Annotated in this window: 23 protein-coding genes and 2 pseudogenes; 5 read left to right on the top strand and 20 right to left on the bottom strand. The window is 39.3% G+C overall.

The features are described from left to right. The 14 genes from AB5642_RS14315 to AB5642_RS14250 all read right to left on the bottom strand — a co-directional run. On the bottom strand, window positions 1-101 hold a 101-nt coding region (locus AB5642_RS14315; protein ID WP_368371705.1), incomplete at its 3' end, for a DUF6462 family protein. Between the two features lie 46 nt (window positions 102-147). Beyond that, window positions 148-417, bottom strand: coding sequence for a DUF6462 family protein (locus AB5642_RS14310; RefSeq protein WP_055282113.1), 270 nt, complete (start codon window positions 415-417; stop codon window positions 148-150). A 289-nt stretch (window positions 418-706) separates the two neighbouring features. Continuing rightward, on the bottom strand, window positions 707-1,186 hold the full coding sequence (locus tag AB5642_RS14305; RefSeq protein WP_158422673.1) for a methionine--tRNA ligase subunit beta: 480 nt from the start codon (window positions 1,184-1,186) through the stop codon (window positions 707-709). A gap of 163 nt (window positions 1,187-1,349) precedes the next feature. Then, on the bottom strand, window positions 1,350-2,591 hold the full coding sequence (locus AB5642_RS14300) for a tyrosine-type recombinase/integrase (RefSeq protein ID WP_144167544.1): 1,242 nt from the start codon (window positions 2,589-2,591) through the stop codon (window positions 1,350-1,352). A gap of 33 nt (window positions 2,592-2,624) precedes the next feature. Further along, the gene (locus tag AB5642_RS14295) at window positions 2,625-2,822 is read right to left on the bottom strand and encodes a hypothetical protein (protein WP_144167542.1); all 198 of its coding nucleotides are present in this window, start codon (window positions 2,820-2,822) and stop codon (window positions 2,625-2,627) included. 91 nt (window positions 2,823-2,913) lie between these two features. Next, window positions 2,914-3,108, bottom strand: a complete 195-nt coding sequence (locus tag AB5642_RS14290) for a DUF6462 family protein (protein ID WP_117639540.1) — start codon at window positions 3,106-3,108, stop codon at window positions 2,914-2,916. Between the two features lie 417 nt (window positions 3,109-3,525). After that, window positions 3,526-3,777 (bottom strand): helix-turn-helix domain-containing protein, encoded by a 252-nt coding sequence (locus AB5642_RS14285; protein WP_144167540.1) that lies wholly within the window; start codon window positions 3,775-3,777, stop codon window positions 3,526-3,528. Beyond that, the gene (locus AB5642_RS14280; protein WP_144167538.1) at window positions 3,761-4,201 is read right to left on the bottom strand and encodes an RNA polymerase sigma factor; all 441 of its coding nucleotides are present in this window, start codon (window positions 4,199-4,201) and stop codon (window positions 3,761-3,763) included. Before AB5642_RS14280 ends, AB5642_RS14285 begins: the two co-directional genes overlap by 17 nt. 253 nt (window positions 4,202-4,454) lie before the next feature. Next, window positions 4,455-5,030 (bottom strand): accessory gene regulator ArgB-like protein, encoded by a 576-nt coding sequence (locus AB5642_RS14275; protein WP_144167535.1) that lies wholly within the window; start codon window positions 5,028-5,030, stop codon window positions 4,455-4,457. Between the two features lies 1 nt (window position 5,031). Beyond that, window positions 5,032-5,181, bottom strand: a complete 150-nt coding sequence (locus tag AB5642_RS14270) for a cyclic lactone autoinducer peptide (protein ID WP_144167533.1) — start codon at window positions 5,179-5,181, stop codon at window positions 5,032-5,034. Window positions 5,182-5,324: 143 nt separating this feature from the next. Next, window positions 5,325-5,720: a hypothetical protein gene (locus AB5642_RS14265; protein WP_173770348.1), complete on the bottom strand. Its 396-nt coding sequence runs from the start codon at window positions 5,718-5,720 to the stop codon at window positions 5,325-5,327. A 122-nt stretch (window positions 5,721-5,842) separates the two neighbouring features. Continuing rightward, the gene (locus tag AB5642_RS14260; protein WP_144167530.1) at window positions 5,843-7,159 is read right to left on the bottom strand and encodes a sensor histidine kinase; all 1,317 of its coding nucleotides are present in this window, start codon (window positions 7,157-7,159) and stop codon (window positions 5,843-5,845) included. After that, a complete protein-coding gene (locus AB5642_RS14255; protein WP_237926035.1) occupies window positions 7,146-7,874 on the bottom strand; it encodes a LytTR family DNA-binding domain-containing protein in 729 nt (242 codons plus the stop codon). Before AB5642_RS14255 ends, AB5642_RS14260 begins: the two co-directional genes overlap by 14 nt. Before the next feature lie 6 nt (window positions 7,875-7,880). Beyond that, on the bottom strand, window positions 7,881-8,255 hold the full coding sequence (locus tag AB5642_RS14250; protein ID WP_005337551.1) for a helix-turn-helix domain-containing protein: 375 nt from the start codon (window positions 8,253-8,255) through the stop codon (window positions 7,881-7,883). Window positions 8,256-9,244: 989 nt separating this feature from the next. Here AB5642_RS14250 and AB5642_RS14245 point away from each other — a divergent pair. The 5 genes and pseudogenes from AB5642_RS14245 to AB5642_RS14225 form a co-directional block, all read left to right on the top strand. Next, window positions 9,245-9,469: pseudogene (locus tag AB5642_RS14245) on the top strand (helix-turn-helix domain-containing protein); the annotation flags it as partial. Between the two features lie 21 nt (window positions 9,470-9,490). After that, on the top strand, window positions 9,491-9,790 hold the full coding sequence (locus tag AB5642_RS14240; RefSeq protein WP_226855171.1) for a hypothetical protein: 300 nt from the start codon (window positions 9,491-9,493) through the stop codon (window positions 9,788-9,790). Window positions 9,791-10,468: 678 nt separating this feature from the next. After that, window positions 10,469-10,861 carry a plasmid mobilization relaxosome protein MobC gene (gene mobC / locus AB5642_RS14235; protein WP_144167512.1) on the top strand — a complete coding sequence of 131 codons (393 nt, stop codon included), beginning with the start codon at window positions 10,469-10,471 and terminating at the stop codon, window positions 10,859-10,861. Beyond that, window positions 10,833-12,485 (top strand): relaxase/mobilization nuclease domain-containing protein, encoded by a 1,653-nt coding sequence (locus AB5642_RS14230; protein ID WP_173770346.1) that lies wholly within the window; start codon window positions 10,833-10,835, stop codon window positions 12,483-12,485. The genes mobC and AB5642_RS14230 overlap by 29 nt, the downstream gene beginning before the upstream one ends. 113 nt (window positions 12,486-12,598) lie before the next feature. Next, a complete protein-coding gene (locus tag AB5642_RS14225; RefSeq protein ID WP_144167508.1) occupies window positions 12,599-13,222 on the top strand; it encodes a type II toxin-antitoxin system PemK/MazF family toxin in 624 nt (207 codons plus the stop codon). A 230-nt stretch (window positions 13,223-13,452) separates the two neighbouring features. Here the strand turns inward: AB5642_RS14225 and AB5642_RS14220 are convergent, their stop codons facing one another. From AB5642_RS14220 to AB5642_RS14195, 6 genes and pseudogenes are all read right to left on the bottom strand, one after another. Further along, window positions 13,453-14,289, bottom strand: coding sequence for a YodL domain-containing protein (locus tag AB5642_RS14220; RefSeq protein ID WP_144167505.1), 837 nt, complete (start codon window positions 14,287-14,289; stop codon window positions 13,453-13,455). Continuing rightward, window positions 14,280-14,519, bottom strand: a complete 240-nt coding sequence (locus tag AB5642_RS14215) for a transposon-transfer assisting family protein (protein ID WP_195392093.1) — start codon at window positions 14,517-14,519, stop codon at window positions 14,280-14,282. The genes AB5642_RS14220 and AB5642_RS14215 overlap by 10 nt, the downstream gene beginning before the upstream one ends. Further along, complete coding sequence (locus tag AB5642_RS14210) at window positions 14,516-18,211, bottom strand: DUF3849 domain-containing protein (protein WP_227199164.1); 3,696 nt, start codon at window positions 18,209-18,211, stop codon at window positions 14,516-14,518. The genes AB5642_RS14215 and AB5642_RS14210 overlap by 4 nt, the downstream gene beginning before the upstream one ends. A gap of 76 nt (window positions 18,212-18,287) precedes the next feature. Beyond that, window positions 18,288-19,946, bottom strand: a complete 1,659-nt coding sequence (locus AB5642_RS14205) for a helicase-related protein (RefSeq protein ID WP_243254203.1) — start codon at window positions 19,944-19,946, stop codon at window positions 18,288-18,290. Between the two features lie 115 nt (window positions 19,947-20,061). After that, window positions 20,062-20,250: a transposase gene (locus tag AB5642_RS14200; protein ID WP_055173307.1), complete on the bottom strand. Its 189-nt coding sequence runs from the start codon at window positions 20,248-20,250 to the stop codon at window positions 20,062-20,064. Between the two features lie 118 nt (window positions 20,251-20,368). Then, a pseudogene (locus AB5642_RS14195) lies at window positions 20,369-20,668 on the bottom strand (plasmid recombination protein); the annotation flags it as partial.

Here is a 20,668-nt window from a genome sequence, read left to right as displayed (position 1 = left end):
TTATATACTGCCCCTGCTTCATGTGCCATACGGACAACGGGTTTGATTCCCAGTCTGTAGTATTCGCACGCCATGTTATAGGTCACGTAATCATGGCGCATAAATTCCAGATCTTCATCATCGATTTCATCTGAAAACATCCATACATTACCGCTCATCCGTCTTCTTCTCCTTATCATTTCCTGTTGCCGGTTCATGAAAACGCTCCAGATAGTCATCAAAAATATCCCGGTTAATCAATACGGTTCCATCTATTCTGTAAATTGCACCTGCATCACTGGCGAGTTCAAAAAGTTTCTTATGAGAAATGCTGTAAATAATCTCTGCCTGTTGATAACGCAGATACTGTCGGCGTAATTTTCTAAGCTGCTCTGGTACTTCCTTCATACTTGTAATTGGTTTATAACTTTTACCCATGATGTTTTCCTCCAAAATTAGATTTGCTGTTTTACAGAAGCTGACTGCCGGGATATAACTTTCCAGGGCCGAATCATCAGACGCGCCACTGGCGCCTCTTTGATATGCAACGCAAAAAAGCACCTCTTAGATTAACTCTAAGAAGTGCTCTTACTTCATTGCCAAACCTGTGTCCTTTCACCTGAAATTCGTCATGCTTCATAACGATTCATTATTATCCCAAATTTTGTTGTCAAATTGTTGTCAAATGCGGTCTGACATCATGGTTTTAGACATTTAATATTTAATTTTAGTACAGCTTTGCACCAGCCGGAATGTGGTTATCAACCATCAGAAGATGAAGTTTTTCTTCGCCCTCTTCCTCATGAATTGCACTGAGAAGCATTCCACAAGATTCAATTCCCATCATGGCTCTCGGTGGCAGGTTGGTGATTGCAATTAAGGTCTTTCCAACCAGTTCTTCCGGCTCGTAATAAGCATGAATACCGCTTAAAATCGTACGATCTGTGCCTGTTCCGTCATCCAGAGTGAACTGTAACAGCTTCTTGGATTTCTTAACTGCTTCACATGCTTTTACCTTTACAGCTCTGAAATCAGACTTGCTGAAAGTATCGAAATCAACCATTTCTTCAAATAATGGCTCAACTTTTACTTTGGAAAAATCAATCTTCTCAACTGTTTTTTCAGCCTCTGCCGGAGCTGCTTCGGAAGTCTTGGAAGCTTTCTTGTCAGCGTCCAGTGACTTCATTGTCGGGATTTCTAACTGCATACATCTTATACAATTTAATTCCCTTTATTAAAACACTTTACAGCCTTTCATCATTTATTCTCTAAACCTTTAGAACTGATTAAGGCTCTTTAATTTGTCGTACTCTTGTCGTACTATACAAATTTTGTCGTACCTCCTCAGCAAAACTAAATCAGACTCTTTCCTAAAATACATCTAATTTTTTTGCTAATTCCTGCATCGACTCATGCTTTTTTGTTTCTGTAACTTCTGCATAAATGTCCATCGTAGTTTCAATATTTGCATGTCCCATGATAGACTGAATTACCTTTAAATTTGTCTCATTTTCACAAAACCTCGAACAAAAAGTATGTCTCAAATGATGACATGAAAAATGCGGTATAAGAATCGGCTCTCTCTTTTCTTTGGCAGCTTTTAGCACCTCTTCTACATTATATGCTTCGTATATACGCTTAATTGCTCTATTGATAGCCTGTGGATTATGTACATTTCCAAAACGATTAGAAAAAACAAATCCAGACATTCCATCAATTTCTGTTTCATTGAACCCGTTTTCTTCTTGAAATGCATACTCTCTTTTAAGAGCTTCATAAACTGTATCAAGCATAGGAATCATTCTTATGCCCGCCTCTGTTTTAGGTAATGATACGGCAAATGAACAAATACCATGTCCCTTATATTCCCTGCTATAATAAACCAAACTATGATTGATACTAATTATCCGCTTCTCAAAATCAATGTCATCCCACCGGATTCCAATCGCCTCACCTATTCTGCAGCCAGTGCCAAGTAAAAACTTGAATAATGTCACCCAGCTTTCAAACCTTTCATTATTCTCTATGTATCTTATGAAAGCTCTCTGTTGCTCCAAGGTTAGTGCATGTCTCACACCATGATTTCGCCCCGGTAGCTTTTTTACTTGTGCCATTACCCCATCACTCGGATTAGTTCTGATAATATTATCCCTTACTGCTAACTGAAAGGTTGGATGTAACACCGTATGAATAGTCTCTAGCGTATTCACTTGCATTTTCTTATCTTTCAATAAGTATTGATAAAATTGTAGGACATCTGAAAACTTAATCACAGCAATCTTCTTTTTGCCAAACCCATCTTTCACGAAACGATCATACATATATTTATAATTCGTTCTTGTTGTTTCTCTCAATTCTGATTTTGTAGAAATATATCTATCAAAAACAAAATTAACTGTTGCACTGCCTGCAACATAGGTGTCCAGACCGTCTAGCTGATCTTTAACTAACTGTTCTTCACGTTCTCTTAATGTCTTAATATCTTTTGAATAAATGCTGCGTCTTCTGCCTAATGTATCCATATATGTATACACATACTTTCCATCGCATTTACGTTGTGTTTCGCCTTTTCTTAATACCCTCCCTTTTCTATCCTTCCTTGAATATGCCATTTTTCTCCTTTCTCAAGGAAAGAATTTTCACACTTAGCTTCTTTGGGAATCTTCCATTGCATACTGCAAATCAATTCCTTTTTGTAGCACTTCTGTTACGGTCATGTCATGTTTGGACGCATATTCTCTAAGTTTTGTGGCTTCTTCCTCTGTCAGTTTCAATCCAATCAACGTATTTTTCGGATTCGCTGACTTTGGTCTTCCCATTTTAGCCACATCGTACACCTCCATCCATTTCTCCTTTATTATACTTTTGGTTTAACCGTAAGTCAAGTGTATTTTCCTTTTCTCTGAAAATCTTTCCTTATCAAAAATAATTCTTTTACTGCACCCGGAATGTTTCAAGATATTGATCAAAAATATCTAAGTCAACCAATACCATTCTGTCTATCTTCAAGATGGCTCCCGCATCCTTTGCTAATGTCTGAAATTTATTCATTCCCATACTGTACATTTCTGCACCCTCTTTATATCTGACTAACCTTTTCTTTTCCACTTTTTTTGTTGCTCTTTGCATATTCTTTTATTCCTTTTCTCTCTATATTAATATAAAAATTCTGCAGGCGGCTGTCGGGAAACAGCCTCATTGGAATCACACCATCTTTTCAGACCGGGCAGCCATCCCGGAAGTATCATTATCAGAAACAGTGTCTTCGCCACAAAGTTCCCACACTCTGCCTACAGCCAGATATGAATCGCTCATGTCAATTTCTCATAAACACGTATTCACGTACTCCAACCTTGCGACACGGTGTCGCAAAGTTACCATCATGACATTCATGGCGTATCCGCTGCCAGGCTATACTGTTTCATTTGTCCCGCAGAATAAAATATTCTGTTATCAAGGTGCAATTTATTTCTTAAAATCAACTTTTATACGTTAAATGTCTCCTATCAGAAGCCAGCAGAAAGGGATACTGGTTTCCAGTCATTCTTAACGTACTATTTTAAATTCTAAAATCGTTTTCAGCAGTTTCGCTTCTAATCTGTCACGCAGAGTTTTATCTACGCAGTAATGAACGTTTCCATATTCATCATACATTTTTCTGGTTGCCAGCTTTGCTATGTAGCCTTCATAATGTTTCATTACCGTATTAATTGCCATAACATTACCTGTTGTAGCATCCTCAATAATGCAAAATGGAAGCAGCCATTTTTCTTCTGTATTTTTATTTTTTACACTCACTTTTGTTTTCCTCCATTATCTGCTTCAGCAATTCCAATGAACGTGTCCGGTGCTCATGCACCGTACTTCTAACAAGATTCATTTTCCTTGCAATCGCAGCATCACTCATCTCCATAAAATATGACAGCAGAATTACTTCTCTTTTTCTATCCGTCAACGCATTCAATGCCTCTGCCAGTAAAGAACTTTTCACTTTCACATCATACTCACATGTTTTAAAAAAGTAGGATGTTTCATTATATTCATCCACTACTGACAGTTTCCCTGTCTGACATTCAGATAGTTCTGAAAACAATATTTCATGTTTTCTCCGATAATCCATATGCCTGTCATAATCTACCACTTCGCCATCCAGCGCCAATTTGCACTTTCGATCAAACTGATGCCTGACCGTTGTTTCGTCATAGGAAGAAGATTGCTCCATAGAGTTCACCTCCTTCCCGATCGCAAGATATGAGCAAAGGTCTTTTCCCTTTCACCCATATCCCGTATGGAAAGTACGCGATGTTCGGGTCTGGAAGAATTTTTTTATCTTTATAATAAGAAACGCCTCCTGAGCCGAAGCCTAGCAGACGTTTTTCATTACCGAAACAGTGTTGCTTATAAAAAATAAACGATTCTTTTATCCTCAAATAAAATAAGCGGAAATAATAGATTTCGTCTACTATTCCCGCTTATTATCTCTTTTCTATTTTATACTTTACTACCCCAATATATTGTGAAATCAAAACTGCTGCCATTGTCACTGCAACCAAAGACACTATTGCATTCATCCCAGTAAGTGTACAAATCCCCGCAAACACATATATGCCCACAATAATTTTTACAGCTACCTTTCTGCAGTGTTTTTTTTCATCTGCATCAAGTTCCCGGTTAATGCTTTGTACCGGAGCCATATTCCAAATTAGAACACTGCTCAACACAATTATTCCCCACGCAAGATTTAAAGGTTGTGTATACAAACGATTAACAACCAGTACCAATGTCTGCACAGTAACAGAACACATAAAGCAGGCATCAAAGCTGTTTAGATGCACTCCACCAACAAAACTGCGCAACATCATAAAAATTCCTGTAACCACTGCAAATTCCGGAATCATATGCAAATATACCGCAATTCCAAAACAGGCCAAAAGACAGCTCAACATTTCAAGTCCTATTTGAAACCCATATTGGTATATTTCATATGATTCTTCTGGAACAGCACCGGATTTAACAATATAACTTGTCAGTTTTTCAGAAAAATATTTCATGTTACATCTTTTTCATTTTCCTCAGTGTTTCCGGCATTTTAGGCTGATGGAAGATATAGCAGCATGCACTATCCGCTGACATTTTTCCAAGTTTCAAAGATACGTTTGCTAATGCTTTAGCTGACTGTTTTTTTACATTTTTAGAATTCATAATCTGAATCTCCTTTCATTTGTTTCCTCTACACTACTACAAAAAAAACTGAATTTGTCTTTCTTGTAAAAAAAACGAGTGTTGATGTAACTTTTTCTATTTCCCTTTAAAAATAAAAAGTAGCGGCGACATTTATATCACTGCTACTTCTCTTTTAACCCGTATTTTCCTAAATACCAATTCCATCGGGCAACATCTTCTATTTTCTTTCTATACTCCTCTGAACTCTTGGCTATTTCTAAGTAGTCATAGGCGCCCGCCATTAACGTTGAAAAAATATTTTGCGGTGTTCCTTCTTCCATCAGCGTAAGGATTGGTATCCTTTGTCCCAGCCTCCCCTTTACCTGAACAATTGTTTTAAATGTACCTTTCTTAACCATTTCTTTATCAAAGTACATAATAACTATATCCGTATACGGATATAACTTTTTTTCCAAGGACTTATAAGTACACCATGTTAATTTATATCTTCCGTCTATTACACTATTTGTCAAATTAAAGATTTTCTCATCATCACTGAATAATAACACTTCCGTCATACCGCACCACCACAATACCATTCTAAAAAAATCATTCGCCATTTCCCCAAAATTATCTTTTTATTTTATATCTTTTTTCCATAATACAAAATATAATGCAATAATATCGACTGTTGATGTAATTATTCCTGCTTTCCATATAACACTACTCTGATTAAAAAACGATTTGCCACATCATCATCAATCGTAACCACTCCATGATATTTGGCAGCAATTCGATATACGGATGAGAGACCTACACCATGATTTTCCGCATCTGTTTTTGTAGACTTTAACCTTTTATCTTTCGTCTTTATAAGCACACCTTTGTAATTATTTTCCACAAATAGCAGCAGGTTATTTTTATCATATTTCATGTGAAGCCTAATGTACTTTTTACCCTCCGCTTTTTGTGCTGCCTCTACAGCATTTTCTAATAAATTGCCCAGTATCAGGCAAATATCCGCACCCCTAAACGGCATTTCCATAGGAATATTTAAATTTACGGAAAAGTCTATTCCCACTTTCTTTGCCTCAACATACCAATACCCAATCAATGAATCTATAACAATATTTCCACTGTTTGTAACTGTAGATGTCTTTATTCCACCTTCTTCCATTATCTCATTGACAAATCTAATAATTTTTTCATTATCTCCGTTTTCTGCATATGCAAGAATTGACACAAGGTTGTTTTTCATATTATGTCTCATATCTCTTAATCGAAGTATTGACAGTTCTCTCTCCTGCTGATGTCGTTCACACAAATCTAATTGTTGTTCATAGACAGAGGTCATTCTTCTTAGCTGCAGATCATCCGCCAATTTTATATAAATATAGAAAACAAGAACATTCACGCCTAACAAGATAACGGCAGTAACTGCAGATTGGATATTTGCACGATTACTATGGAGCTTATACCCAAGCATAAAGATATTATTCATAATATAAATGCTACCTATCGGAATCAATACAAGCATAAAACTATATCTCACTGGAAGCTCTTTAATTTCATCTTTTGTAAATACTCTCTTCAATGCCGTAATTGCAATCATAAATACAATTTTTGAAGTAAATGATCCTAACGTTCCTAATGCCTGAAGGTCTGTAAATTCACAACAGTACGTCAAAAGTATATTCCCGCTTATTGTTTCTATCAACATCCAGATTGCATTAAAGGCAATTGTAAAAATGCATTTGTTCCAAAACTTCCCCTCATAAATTTGAGCGACCGCAAACAATGTAGTGATAATAGTAACAATAATATTTCCATAAGCTGGCAGCAAATTCACGCTCGACATTTCAAATTGCCATGCCATAAATATAACCAATCCAATCATTGACAAAACTGTTCTTTTTCTTCTTTTTAAAAATATATCGAAATAATAAAAGAACAGATATACTGCAAATATGATAAACAATATATCCGTTCCATATGACAATGTCTTACTCATTGACATAAAATGTGTCCTCCATTGAGCAGTACTGCTCTCCGATTAATTTTCTTCTGTCTTCACTGATTGAAATTCTTTTGCCATTATCCATAACTACGAAATCATATGCCTGCCCTTCCACATGCTTATAATTTACAAGATATGACTGGTGAACACGTAAAAATGGCACTTTACTCTGTTTAAGGCTTTCCTCTATATTATTTAATTTTCCATATGCGACAAATGTATCTTTTTCCGTCACAATAGATACTTTACGCCTATTGCTTTCAAAATATAAAATCTCACGCATTGGTATTTTATGGTTCACCCTCTGATAGCTATACCGAAAATACGAATCTCCGCAATACACTTCTTCGTATGCTGATTTAAAACAAGTTTCAAACAACTTTTCACTTACTAGTTTCACAAGAAATCGAAACGGTCTAACTTCAAAAGACTCCTGCATATGATTTTCATGACTTGTGACATAAATAATAAGTGCGTTTTTATCATAAGTTCTAATTCTTTTAGCTGCCGAAATCCCATCTTCTTTATCCATTTCTATATCCAAATAGATCATGTCAAAATAAGTGCCCTGTGCAACCGCATCCGCAAGACTCTCTCCATTCCAAAACACTTCAATTTCAACATCCATAAAATTCCGCTTTGCTATCTCCTGTAGCAACATATCCATTCTTCCGGTTGTCTGAATATCATCATCACAAATTGCTATATTCAGCATCTTTCATCAACTCTCTTCTGTATTTTCCTTGTCTCTTTTACGTTTTTCACACGTTTTCTTAACCGTCTGCATAATTGACCATACCATTTCCTGATCATACTCATCTAAACCTTTATATATCTCGATAAGATCATAATAGGTGTCTAATGTCTTGTTCACTTTCATCTGTCCTTGCAAATCTCTCTTCACTTCTGAAACTCCCAGTAAATAATCCGTTGTCACATTAAAATATTCGGCTATCCTCTTTAACACATCCACTTTAATACACAACACATCTCTTTCATATTTACTAAGCATTTGTTGTGTAATTCCTAATTCAGAAGCCAAAATTTCCTGTATTAGTCCTCTGTTTTCACGAAGTTGTTTGATACGACTCTCCATAATTGGTTACCTCTTAAGCATATTATAAATATATGCTACCCTAAAGAGCTTCTTATGATACAAATAATAGCGGTATTCAATTACATTGTTTTTATTTTATGGTTTTATTATCAAACATTGTGAACTTCCACTGATTTGTACAACTAAATATATAAATACCCCATAATTTCAAGCTTTTTGGGGAATATGGTGTAATTTTATTAATGCGTATTTACGACTACTGGTTCACCTATATTTCCACAGAAAATCCAGTATTTATGCTGGTAAATCGATTTTAGTCGTAAATTTACTGGAAGTTCACAATCCATCAGTTTGAGAACTGTATGAATAGATGTTGGGGTCAAAAGTCCCCAACAATGATGCCAACGGATTGTTTCGTGCTACGCACTCCCACAATCCTACCCGCTATTCGCATATCATGGTGCTTATGCCCCACTTTTATGCTCATATCGGGGCGGGTCTCAAGGTCATTCTACCACCAGTGTGCAAGCACACGTGCTTTCAGACCTTTTGACCCTGACATCATGAATATAGATTATCACAATATCTACTCAAAAAATTTTTCCGTGTAACTATTTCGTATGTTAAAGTAACTTTTATTTCAATAAGCTATAACGAATACATTGGAAGCCTCATGGAGCAGGGCGAAATTAAAAGGAACTCTCGCAAAATTTGATTGTTCTGGAAAGTGCTATACTTAGTTATGTTTCCGAAAAGAGGGTTTTCAAATAACAGTTTGTAAGGAATAACTCCGAGCAGGAATATTCAAAAGCACCCATACATAAACACACCATAGCGAGTACATAGATTTTATAAATGAAATAAATGAAATTTCAGATACTAGACTTGAACGATTCAAATACCTGAGATATAATATTGCTAATTGAATAGTAACAGCTATCCTCCTCTACTACTTTTTCTTAATTAAAGTCTGTGTAAAATGATTTTGACTATAGATGTAAAACAAACTTGATAGTATTTTTGCGGAAATGTGTTATTATAATGCTATAAAAAAGAAAGGAATATATACGATGCATATAAGCAAACGACTAAAAGAACTAAGAATTGAAAATAATTTTAGCCAAGAGAAACTTGCCGAGATTCTTAATGTTTCCAGACAAACAATTTCAAATTGGGAAAATGAAAGGAGCTATCCGGACGTTCATAATTTAATTATGCTATGTGACATTTATTCCGTTTCTTTGAATACCCTTATGAAAGGAGATATCGAAATAATGAAAAAAGAACTGTCGAACACAAACCCGCACAACTCCCCCAAAGATGCAATACAGCTTATTCAGAGCGGATTCGTTATGATTATCGGACTACTTGTTGCCGTAATTGGTCTTATTGTTTTACTAAATAATGGAAGTCCAATCTGGGGATATGGATTGATAATTACTGGTGCGATTCTTGCTTGTTTTTTTGCCTTTTACGCTGATTATCTTAAACGCAAAAACAAGATAAAGACATATAAAGAATTAACCGATTTTTACGATTATTCTATGAAGTTATTAACTAAAGAAAATCATTAAACAATTAATAAAGAGTCACAGAATATTTGTTCTTTTTGAATAGTACAGACGTCTTCAAATTGCTGAACGACCACCTGTACTGTAATTAGCAGGCAACCTGAGACTTCGTAGACGGTCAACAAAAGCCGTATTAAACAGACACATGTTCCAGCTATAAAAAAGATATCTTCTTGAAAAAGTAGATATCTTTTTTATTATTGAAGAACCATTATGGATTGCAAAAGAGTATTGAAACTTCACTACGTAATCACCTCAGCAACCTTGAAATCGCAGAAGTATGTAGCACTTGCAGCAGAATGCCAGTTAATACACTAATTTTGCAATGTCGCAGTTGGTAATACATTCTGAAAAGTCTATCGCATCTTACTCATATAAAGAGCCTTTCATGGTCCAAACACTGTTGTTTTCCGCACCTGAAAGGTTGCACTGTATGACCGGAATGACTACTCATAATCACTGTATAACATGCTCTTATTGTTATTTTTCCTATCGCTGAAACTAAAGCAAGATTCGCCCAAGTAACTCAAAACCCACTTTGTGGATTTTGGTTACGGGCAATCTTGATGGGGATTCCGTTTCCCCATTCCCTCGGTTTCTTACACAGCAAGCTGTGTTTTTCGGCTTCTATATAGAATATAGTCGCAGCGTGATGGTTTCCATCACGAGAAAGGATAAAACATGGCAAGACCAAAAAAGCAAAAGGAACTGAAACGAAATCATCACATCATGCTCCGTCTTAATGATACGGAATATGATATTGTCACAGAAAATGCCCAAACAGCTAATCTGCCTGTAGCGGAATATGCACGTAAGCAAGTGATGAACCAGCGTATTACGATGAAATATGAAGTAGTGGCTGATGTGCCGGAACTGAAAAAACTGATTTCTGAATTTGGAAAGATAGGCAGTAACCTGAACCAGATTGCAAAATATTTTAATCAGGGTGGAATCCATTCACAGGAAATGAGGGCAGCAATTAACCAGTGTATTACCGAACTTTATGAGATGAAATATAAAGTGACCAAAATGGCAGGAGTTTTTCATGGCGATACTGAAACACATAGCAAGTAAAAATGCCGATTACGGAGAGGCACAGCGGTATTTGATTTTTCAATATGATGAATCCACAAAGAAACCGCTGCTTGATGAGAACGGACATCTGCAGCCTCGTGAAGAATATTATCTGGACGGAATCAACTGTGATCCCTTTACCTTTGATACGGAATGTATGGAACTAAATGCAGCTTACCATAAAAACCAAAATTATAATGAAATTAAATCGCACCATTATATTCTCAGCTTTGATCCGAATGACAAGGATGAGCATGGATTAACAGGAGAACGTGCCCAACAGTTAGGTCTGGAATATGCAAAAAAGAATTTTCCCGGACATCAGGCTCTCGTCTGCACACATACAGACGGACACAATGGAAGTGGCAATATTCATGTACATATTGTAATCAACAGCCTGCGGAAATTTGATGTAGAACGTCAGGACTTTATGGAACGTCCCTGTGATTCCCTTGCAGGGAACAAACATCATCTAACAAAAAAATATCTGATTCATCTCAAGCAGGAAGTGATGGATATGTGCCGCCGGGAAAATCTGAATCAGGTGGATTTGCTGACTCCTGCCGAAAGGAAAATTACTGAAAAAGAATATTGGGCAAACCGCAAAGGGCAGGAAAAACTTGATACGAAAAATCAACGTATGATTGCCGATGGCGTCACTCCCCGTAATACTAAATTCCAGACACAGAAACAATTTTTACGGGACTCCATTGATAGTGCCGTTTCATCAGCGCATACTCTGGAAGAATTTCAAAAGATTCTTTCTGAAAAGTATGGGATACTTATAAAAGAAAGCAGAGGACGATTCAGTTATCTCCATCCGGAACGTACTAAACCGATTACCGGAAGAAATCTGGGAACCCATTATGAAAAGAATTATCTTCTGCAGGTAATAGGAAATAATGTAAAATGTCACGATGAAGAGGTTGTAACTCCCGTTCCGAAAGCCGCCATACCTGCACCGGAAATGTATGCTGCTCAAAATAGTTCCATTCCACATGAAACTGCGTTTGCCATTCTTTTTATAAAATCAGATTTACATTTGGTTACGGATTTGCAAAACTGTGTAAAAGCTCAGCAGAATGCCGCCTACGCCAGAAAAGTAAAACTGTCCAATCTGAAAGAAATGGCAAAAACGGTAGCCTATGTTCAGGAACATGGTTACGATTCTCTCGATGCTCTGGAAACTTCCTTTTCATCTGTAAAAGAGCATACAGACACTTTCCGAAAAAATCTAAAATCAACGGAAAGAGACTTACGGGAAATCAACGAACAGCTTCACTACACAGGACAGTACCTTGCGAATAAAGCTATCTATACTAAATTTTGTCAGAGTAAAAATAAGGGTGTTTTCCGTAAAGAGCATTCCGCTGAAATTGCACTTTATGAAACTGCCCGGAAATTCCTGAAGGAGAAATCCGGCAATATAAAACTCCCTTCTATGAAATTGCTGAAAGAAAAGAAAGAAGAATTGTTAAAACAGAAAAAGTCAGCCCAAGAGCAGTATCAATATTATCGAGATTATCAAAAAGAATTGAATACGGTTCGTTCTAATATAAATTCTATTCTAGGAAAAGAATATCCTCACCAAAAAACTCATACAAAAGAACAGACTCTCACGTAATATTGGAATTATACAATGCTTTCAGATACCTTGTTTCAAATGAGTTGCTCTTGATAATTCAGGTATAATATGGTATGTTGATTGAAAGAAATATGAGAAAAGGATAGAATTACATGAATATTGATCTGAATAAAGTACAAAGATTTTTAGACTGGCTCAAAACACAGCTCTATTTAGATACGTTGGTTGTAAACGCAAGCAGACGAGTTGTAAAACGTGGACAAGTATATCGTTGCAATTTCGGTATGGGGATCGGAAGTGAAATGCAAAAAGAACGACCTGCTGTTATTGTACAAAATAGCATCGGAAATTTAAAATCTGGGAATACTATCGTGATTCCCATTACACATGATACAAGCACTTTACCTTGTGTTGCTGTCATTACCACACAATATGAAGCAGATGGTACAACTACCAAACTGGACGGACAGGCAAATGCCTCAAATATCATGTGTGTAAGTAAATCCCGTTTGGGTACATATATCTGTGATTTACCTGCCAGTGATATGAAGAAAGTTGACGAAGCTCTTGCAAAAACAATGGGGCTGATTGGTTACTATGCAGACTTAAATAAAAAGCTTTCTGATAAACTTACATATATTTCCAAAATTAAAGCAGAACGAAATACTGCACAAGATACATTAAAAGAAATTTATTCTGTTTTGGGTCTTGAAGAAACAGGCGATACAACCGAATTACTGGATTATTTAAAAAACCATATTGACACAAAACAATAAATCATGTACTATATAAGTACAAAGAAATCCCTTTCCGGTGTGTTGGGGACATTACCAAATTTTCAAAGGAAAGGGACTCAGGGTGAGTTCCTTTTTGCTACATATTTTATTTTTAATTAACATATGATAAGAACACAAAGTAGCTTTGGATCGGATATCCAAAGTTTTACCGGAGAAGGGAATCCGTTGAACGGTTTTCCCTTCTCTGTTTTTATAAAACGTTACAACCTTTATTTCCGTCTGCGCTCCATATCTTCCGCCACTGCCATCTGCGGTACTTCCTTTCCGCTTCGTTTTGCAATCTCTGCCTGTTTTTGGTGCAGCTTTACCAATACCGATGTCCTGGTCTTTTTCGGAGGCATATTGTTCCGTCTGCCGTCAATCATATTGTAGTTTTGTTCTTCACTGATTTCCGAACTGCGGAGATATTCCCCATTTTCCATATACTTCTGCCAGTTTTCAAGCGGCGGCTTTTCCTCTGGCTTCTGCACAGGCTTTGGCGGGTGCAGATACTCTCTGATCTGCTGCTTTGCGTTCTCATCAAAGCCGTTCCGGTTATCCTCCGCCACAATTTTCCCTTCTGCATCCAGTATCACATAGGCAGCATTCCTGCCGTATTCCATATGTTCCATAAGAAAAAATTCCCTGCCGTCTATAATCAGGGTGTCCAGCACCAGCCAGCTTCCTGCTTTGCCTTCAATATGAAAATTCGTAGTTTCAAAGGTAAGCAGCGCCCCGGATGAGCCAATGCGGATAAAACCTGCAATGACGGTAAAACCTTCTTTTTCTACATAGTAAGCGGTAATCTCGCCCTCTCGGTTCAAAACCAGCACATCACTGACACTGAGGGAATGACCGTCGAAGCTTTTCGGTATTTTCTTTTGCAGGCGTTCTCTTATGTTTTCGGGAGTATCCTGCCGCTGCATTTTGCCAAGATACACCTCCCTGTAATATTCGTACCGCACCTGAATCCCGCTTTGCTGCAGTTTTTCATAAGACCGGAAACGCATCTGTCTCGTCTCCGGCCCGTTTTTTAACTGATATACCGCAAACTGGTTTATATCCATTCCTTATCCTCCAAAAGTTCTGTCAAATACGGGGTTAAATCCATTTTGGAAAATTCCTCCTCTGTCAGATGTTCCATCTTCTCCAATGTCCCCTTTACAAGAGCAGTCATCTCTGTATCCTGCTTCAAAAACGGAAGTATCTTTTTCATCTCTTCCTTCGTCTGTTCGCAAGTATCCTCCTGACAAATCGCCATAAGAAGGCATTCATCCTGTTCAAATTTTTTCATCATAATTCCGGTTCTCCTTTTCTGCGTCCCTGTGTTTTCTGTTCTGTCTGTCCTGTCTCCTGCGCTTTCAGCTTCGCCTGCCGTTCCCTGAGCGCCTGTAAGACAGACTGTTTCTTCCCTTTACCCTTGGCTGTCTGTATGTCCGCTTTCGGTGCTTTTTCAGCCGTTTTCTCCAGCTCCAAAGGCTTTTCTTTTTCCGGTTCCGTCAGTTCCTTCTCTTTCCATTTATCTAAAATTTTCTCCATATCCACGATAGCCTGCTGTACCAGCGGACTGTCCCGGTAATGCGGGATTTCATTAATAAATTCCGTCTGCATTTTTCCCGCCGTCATCAGTTCATATGTCCCGTCATAGATACTGCCGTCCTCCAGACGGAAACCAATCCCTTTGATCCCGTTCATCCGGTCTGCCGGGATGGTCTGGTACAGTTCTGCCGCTTCCTGAAGGCTCAAATCTTCATGATATTCTCCAAGAATGTGAAACTCTGTACACTCTGCCACATAAAAGCTGATTTTGGGTTCCGGTTCTTTTCCATCAGAAGCAGATAAGGAATGTCTCGCTTCTTCTATCTCTTCCTGTGCCGCTTTTTCTGTTTTCTCCTGCAGTTCTTCACAGTCTATACGTGTACAGTCCTCCAGCGCATAACCCTCTTCTGCAAGAAGATCCCCCGCAGCTTCCTCGATTGTCATATCATCGCTGTCCTCATAAATGCCGCCGTCTATCTCCCGGTAATCCATACCATAAAATGTATAATCATAACCGCCTTCTGTATCCTGGATAAACAAAAATCGGTCTTCCGCCTGATATGCAAGTTCTGTCTCCTGACCAGAAAGATTCCATATATCATTTTGTCCCATTTCCTGTTCATGGTTCATCTCCTGCCCTGCTTTACGGAACAAATTTACAAATCCATCCAATACTGCCGGATGGCTGTTTACAATATAATCTGCATTCAAGTCTGTTCCCCTGCTGACATTCTCCGGTATTTGAATCGTTTCTGCCCATGCTTTATTGTCTCTGGAATATCTGCCGTCATAAGAATGCTTCTGTATCGTGTTTGCAAGCACAAAGGAAATTCTCTCTGCACCATATGCCTCCAATACCTTTTCTGCAGTTTCCTGTGCAAGATGCATCCCATCAAAATTTTCCTTAATTGCTTCTTCAATGGCATTTTTACAGTCTAAATTCAGCTTTCTGGAATCCAGATAATCATCCGCAGCGCCATGTTCCATCGCATAGGATAATGTGTGAGGATAAACGGGCGGATAATTTTTCTCCAAAGATGTACCCTGTTCGCTCTCCGGGTGTTCCGGTTCCCACGTCATCCCTTTTTCCGCAAGATACTCCTGAATTGCTTCCATTGCACCCTTATCAAAACCATTCTCCAATTCCTGCGCCACCAGTTCGCCGTCTGCATTGACAATGACAGCCGCAACCGAATCACCATATTCATTGTTTTTCATAAGATAAAATATCTCATCCTTGATTTCCCGTACATCAGCGGTATGCCAAAGACCGTCATGCTGCTCAATCTCAATTCCGGAAGTATCCAGTGTTACAGCGGAATCTTCTCTTTTATGGTTCATTTTTACTTCATGCTGACGCTGCAGGATAAAGTCCGGTAATTCTGCAAATCCCATACTGTCCACATAATATGCCTTTGCACTGCCCCCGTTTGTCAAAACAACTACATCACTGACAGAAAGTGAATGTCCCTCATATCCTGCCGGATGGTTGATATTAAACCGTTCATACAGTCCCTCTAGAGTTTCTCCTTCTGACAGCTTTCCTCCATAGACCAGACGGTAATCTTCTGCATTTATTTTTAAATTATGGGCAGTCACAAAATCCATTCCCATAAAACGGTAATCTCTTCCTTTTTCAGAATCACCAAGCTGATAAATGGCATACCGCTCTTCCTTACCGGACAGATATAGATTTTCATTTGCCCGTCCGATGGCATTTTCCATTTTTTCCTGTTCTATGTTCAGGTCTATGGCATTCATTTTTTCCTGATACTCCGCAAGTGTCACCATCTCGCCTGTGAAATTCAGTTCATCTCCAAGCCGGAAATATCCCTGTTCTGGGAGGGAAAGCGGAACTGCTGTGAGAATGGTTGCGGCATGATTGACCATTACCTGTTTTTCTATGGTAAGCGGATAACCGGGATCATAATCTGCCCCTCGTAGTTCATAGCGGTGCAATCCCTCCGGGACAGCTTCCCCGGCTACACGTTCATTTATAAAAAGTGCCGGGACATCAAACAATTCTACTTCCTGATACTTTTGTTCCTTTTCCGGCATTCCGCTTTCTTCTCTGACTGCTTCCCTCCTGTGGTACTTCTCCCACACTGCCTTTTCTATCCCGAAAAGACCGTCATGCGTATCAAGTTCTCCTTCATCATCCAGCATTGCCTCCGTATCATCCGGATACAGGGCGAATATCTCAAAACCTTCCTGAAACAATTCATGTGCCCTCTCCCTTTCAACCGGAAGCATTCCCTCATTCTGATAGCCATAACGATGCAGTTCCGTCATTCCCACCATGCCATCAGGGAGAAACTCGATTTCTTTTTGTATATCCCGGCAGATTTCTGTGGCGGAACGAAGATCTGGAATCGCCTTTGCCTCCGCCAGTTTTCGGATAAGTTTCTCCGTTTCCTCTGCATTGTCAAACTTATACGCATAATTGACCAGCAGATTTCTCTCTTCGCCGCTAAAAAGTGTCCGTTCCTGTTCTACCCTGTCTATCAGTATTTCTGCCTGCTTCATGGCAGACAGTGACAGTTCCGGTTGTTCCCGCATAAACCGCTGTATCACTTCTGTCATGCTGTCAATAAAAGAACCTGCCGTTTTCCGTATCGTATCCATCGAGGTACGCAGCTCTTTCATATCCATGCTGCTGCTCCATCCGGCAATGTAAGGAAAAGAATAATCCGAAGTATCCAAACCAAAATACTGGCAGACTGTATAGGCAACACTTTCCGCTTCTACTTCCTTTGTCATCTGGTTCTTTTTCTCTCCCTGTTCTTCCATAAAATCCCGGTCATGCAGCATCGCATGGGTAACCTCATGGATGCCTGTTTTCATTGTCTGACTCTCGCTCATACCGTTTTGGATAACAATTTCTTTCTCCGTATTACTGTAATATCCCTTTGCCCCACTGCTGATTTCATCGAAACGTACAGGCACAGGAGACACTTCCTGCACCGCTTTCATAAAAACTTTAAAGTTTTCGACACTCCCCATCAGTTCCGGCGTCTCCAGTTCCGGAAGCGGCTCTCCATCCGTCTGTGAGATGTCAAAGACACTGGCCACACGAAACCGTGGAATCACAATTTCCACCTCTTCTGTTTCCGGCTGTCCGTCAAACCGCAGCACAGGTTCCTGTGTTTCCGGATCAATCTTTTCCACTTCCTGCTTCTCCCGGATAGGTGCAGGTGCGATAATCTGGATTGCCTTCTCCCCTCGCCGCACCTGCCGCTTGAACTTCTTCTGCCATGCCTGATACCCGGCTACCAGTGTGGCGTCTGGTTTCTGCATGGCAATCAAAAGTGTATTGTTAAAACTATAATTATGGAATTGGGACATGGTTCGGAGATATTCTGTATACATTTCTGATGTAAACAGTTCTTTCACTCCCTGTTCCAGCTGTTCTGTGATTTCTTTCATCTGCAGTTCCCTTTTTTCTGCCATAAATCTCCTTTCCAAAAATCCCGTCTCCGATTTGATTTTTCGGGACGGGATTCTCTGCTCTTTATTTTGATTTTCTTTATAACTGTTGTTCTTTTTTCTTTGCGGTATGTTTCCAATTCTTCGCCTCATGGGAAAGCCGTTCTTGTGCCTGCTTCAGCTTTCCAAGCACTGACGGTTTCTGTACACTGTCTGCGGTATGGGAAAGCTCTGATACCCTCCCTGCCATCGTGACTGCACATCTCGGACTATCTGCCACCGCCGCTATATCTTCCCCCATGCCAAGTGCTTCGGATGTTCCTTTTTCATCCATGTTCAGCAGGGAATTTAATTCTGCCAGACGTTCCATTTTTTCTGTCAGTTCCGCCTCTTTCGGAAATGGCTTTTCCACCTCCTCCTGTGCTGTGGCAAGCTGACTTAACAGATTCTCCATTTTCTGTTCTGCTTCTGTCAGACGTTTTTCTATCCCGGTCAGGGCATTACTAATACGCTGCAGGTTGCCCAGAACATCCTTTCCAATCTCAATCTGATAACTGCACTGCCGTTTTATTGTCAGTTTATAGGTCTGGTAAAAGCTGTCATAAGATGCATTTAAGGAAAAGCCATGAAATTCCCCAATCTGCCCATTGCTTTTTACTGCTTTTAACCCGGCACAGGCAGCAAGGATTGCGGTTCCTGCCTCCTTCCTGTCTGTGTACGTCTTTCCTCCAATCATCATTGAAAAATTGTCTTTTTCCTTCTCTTCCAGAATCGGCTTTACTGCCTCCCTGTCCGCCCGAAGCCCTGCAATCTGCTCTTTTTGTGCGGCAATCTGTACCGGATAATTTTTAGCAATGTCTGTCTCCAGACGGTATTTCTGGCTGGTATGGTTCGCTTTCATCAGTTTTAATTTACTGACCTGAATATCCAAATCCATTTTTTCACGGATATACGGATTTCCTGTTGCAAGTGCCTTAATTTCCGCATAAGAAAGCGCCGCATCATCCACATCCTCACAGGCACGCACAGGGGATTTGCTTGTCATGATCTGGCTGATAAATTTCTGCTTGTTCTCCAAAATCTGCCACATATAAGCATCAAATGTATTTTCCGTAACATAACGGAATATCTTTACCTTCTCATTCTGGTTACCCTGACGAAGGATACGTCCCTCCTGCTGTTCCAGATCCGAAGGTTTCCAGGGGCAGTCTAAATGATGCAGGGCAATAAGCCTGTCCTGTATATTCGTCCCTGCTCCTAATTTCGGCGTGGAACCAAGCAGGATACGCACCTGTCCGGCACGTACCTTTGCAAACAATTCCGCTTTTTTTGCTTCTGTGCCCGCTTCATGGATAAATGCAATTTCCTCCCTCGGTATTCCTTTTTCCACCAGTTTTTCACGAATGTCATCATATACATTGAATGTCCCGTCATTCTTCGGCGTGGACAAATCGCAAAAGATAAGCTGCGTTGATTTCTTTTCTGCCGTTTCTTCCCATATGTCATATGCATTTTTTGCGCAACGGTTTACCTTGCTGTCCGCTTCATCCGGCAGCATGTCGTTTAACAGCCGCTGGTCTAACGCACACTTTCTTCCATCATTGGTAATTTTCAGCATGTTATCCACTGTTGGCTCTACCAAACCGCTTCTAACCGCCTCTGCCCTGTCGGCAAATGCACTGACCATATCCTGCTGTATCTCGCTGGGTTTTAGCACCTCATTGATATATTCCGCTTCTGGTACAGGCAGATTCAGCATATCCGCAGTCTGGATATCTGCACTTTCTTTAAAAAGAGAAATCAATTCCGGAAGATTAAAAAACCGGGCAAACCGTGTTTTCGCACGATAGCCCGTCCCTTCGGGGTCGAGTTTGTCAAGATACTTTTTGTGGATTTTCTAAATTAAATGATTTGTCCGTAAAGAAATCGCCCAAAACCTCGTGCTTGCAGATGTCTTGAAACACCGTATTCAAAGGCTTTTTGGCACTTTCGGACTGCTTTACATTTACGATGAATGTTGTCTTTCCAATTCGCTGTGAATAAGAATATTTCTGTTCTTTCATATAGTCAGTTCCTCTCTTTCATAAAATTTGATTGCTGGGCATTCACATTAGAGCACCCAGTAACCGCAGATTTTCAATATATCAAGAAGTCATTAAGTCGTGAGTATAATGGAAATGGTTATCTTTCCATACCACGCTTGTTTCTTCGAGCCTTGATACGCTCCTGTCGTTCTTTTTCCCTTGCTTCTTTTTCGGCTCGTTCCTGTGCTTCCTTAAAAGAAAAAAGTTGCTTCACTTTTTCGGTAAAAAGTTTAGCAACTTCGGGGAAATGCTCCAACGCTTGAAGAAAAGGTCTGCACTTTTCTTTCAGTTCGTTGTATTTAGTTTTCATTCTTTCGAGCGCGTTTGCACAGTCAAAATATTTCTGTCGGTAATAGTTGGCACTCTGTTCTAATTCGCTAATTTCCGCACGACTTGT

It is taken from the genome of Ruminococcus sp. 1001136sp1_2201st1_G3_2201SCRN_220225 (assembly GCF_040924365.1).
Taxonomy (GTDB): Bacteria; Bacillota; Clostridia; order Lachnospirales; family Lachnospiraceae; genus Blautia_A; species Blautia_A faecis.
The sequence above is the reverse complement of the archived record's forward strand: the minus strand, read 5'-3'. Positions and strand labels throughout refer to the sequence as shown.

What these genes read in the sequence shown, in the direction of transcription:
- AB5642_RS14260 (WP_144167530.1), bottom strand. Translation starts at nt 7,159, where the DNA reads ATGTCAATGAGTAAGACATTGTCATATGGAACGGATATATTGTTTATC.
- AB5642_RS14220 (WP_144167505.1), bottom strand. Translation starts at nt 14,289, where the DNA reads ATGGATATAAACCAGTTTGCGGTATATCAGTTAAAAAACGGGCCGGAG.
- AB5642_RS14280 (WP_144167538.1), bottom strand. Translation starts at nt 4,201, where the DNA reads ATGGAGCAATCTTCTTCCTATGACGAAACAACGGTCAGGCATCAGTTT.
- AB5642_RS14305 (WP_158422673.1), bottom strand. Translation starts at nt 1,186, where the DNA reads ATGCAGTTAGAAATCCCGACAATGAAGTCACTGGACGCTGACAAGAAA.
- mobC (WP_144167512.1), top strand. Translation starts at nt 10,469, where the DNA reads ATGGCAAGACCAAAAAAGCAAAAGGAACTGAAACGAAATCATCACATC.
- AB5642_RS14310 (WP_055282113.1), bottom strand. Translation starts at nt 417, where the DNA reads ATGGGTAAAAGTTATAAACCAATTACAAGTATGAAGGAAGTACCAGAG.
- AB5642_RS14270 (WP_144167533.1), bottom strand. Translation starts at nt 5,181, where the DNA reads ATGAATTCTAAAAATGTAAAAAAACAGTCAGCTAAAGCATTAGCAAAC.
- AB5642_RS14230 (WP_173770346.1), top strand. Translation starts at nt 10,833, where the DNA reads ATGGCGATACTGAAACACATAGCAAGTAAAAATGCCGATTACGGAGAG.
- AB5642_RS14205 (WP_243254203.1), bottom strand. Translation starts at nt 19,946, where the DNA reads ATGCTGAATCTGCCTGTACCAGAAGCGGAATATATCAATGAGGTGCTA.
- AB5642_RS14295 (WP_144167542.1), bottom strand. Translation starts at nt 2,822, where the DNA reads ATGGAGGTGTACGATGTGGCTAAAATGGGAAGACCAAAGTCAGCGAAT.
- AB5642_RS14255 (WP_237926035.1), bottom strand. Translation starts at nt 7,874, where the DNA reads ATGCTGAATATAGCAATTTGTGATGATGATATTCAGACAACCGGAAGA.
- AB5642_RS14275 (WP_144167535.1), bottom strand. Translation starts at nt 5,030, where the DNA reads ATGAAATATTTTTCTGAAAAACTGACAAGTTATATTGTTAAATCCGGT.
- AB5642_RS14290 (WP_117639540.1), bottom strand. Translation starts at nt 3,108, where the DNA reads ATGCAAAGAGCAACAAAAAAAGTGGAAAAGAAAAGGTTAGTCAGATAT.
- AB5642_RS14240 (WP_226855171.1), top strand. Translation starts at nt 9,491, where the DNA reads ATGAAAAAAGAACTGTCGAACACAAACCCGCACAACTCCCCCAAAGAT.
- AB5642_RS14300 (WP_144167544.1), bottom strand. Translation starts at nt 2,591, where the DNA reads ATGGCATATTCAAGGAAGGATAGAAAAGGGAGGGTATTAAGAAAAGGC.
- AB5642_RS14265 (WP_173770348.1), bottom strand. Translation starts at nt 5,720, where the DNA reads ATGACGGAAGTGTTATTATTCAGTGATGATGAGAAAATCTTTAATTTG.
- AB5642_RS14215 (WP_195392093.1), bottom strand. Translation starts at nt 14,519, where the DNA reads ATGATGAAAAAATTTGAACAGGATGAATGCCTTCTTATGGCGATTTGT.
- AB5642_RS14210 (WP_227199164.1), bottom strand. Translation starts at nt 18,211, where the DNA reads ATGGCAGAAAAAAGGGAACTGCAGATGAAAGAAATCACAGAACAGCTG.
- AB5642_RS14200 (WP_055173307.1), bottom strand. Translation starts at nt 20,250, where the DNA reads ATGAAAGAACAGAAATATTCTTATTCACAGCGAATTGGAAAGACAACA.
- AB5642_RS14225 (WP_144167508.1), top strand. Translation starts at nt 12,599, where the DNA reads ATGAATATTGATCTGAATAAAGTACAAAGATTTTTAGACTGGCTCAAA.
- AB5642_RS14250 (WP_005337551.1), bottom strand. Translation starts at nt 8,255, where the DNA reads ATGGAGAGTCGTATCAAACAACTTCGTGAAAACAGAGGACTAATACAG.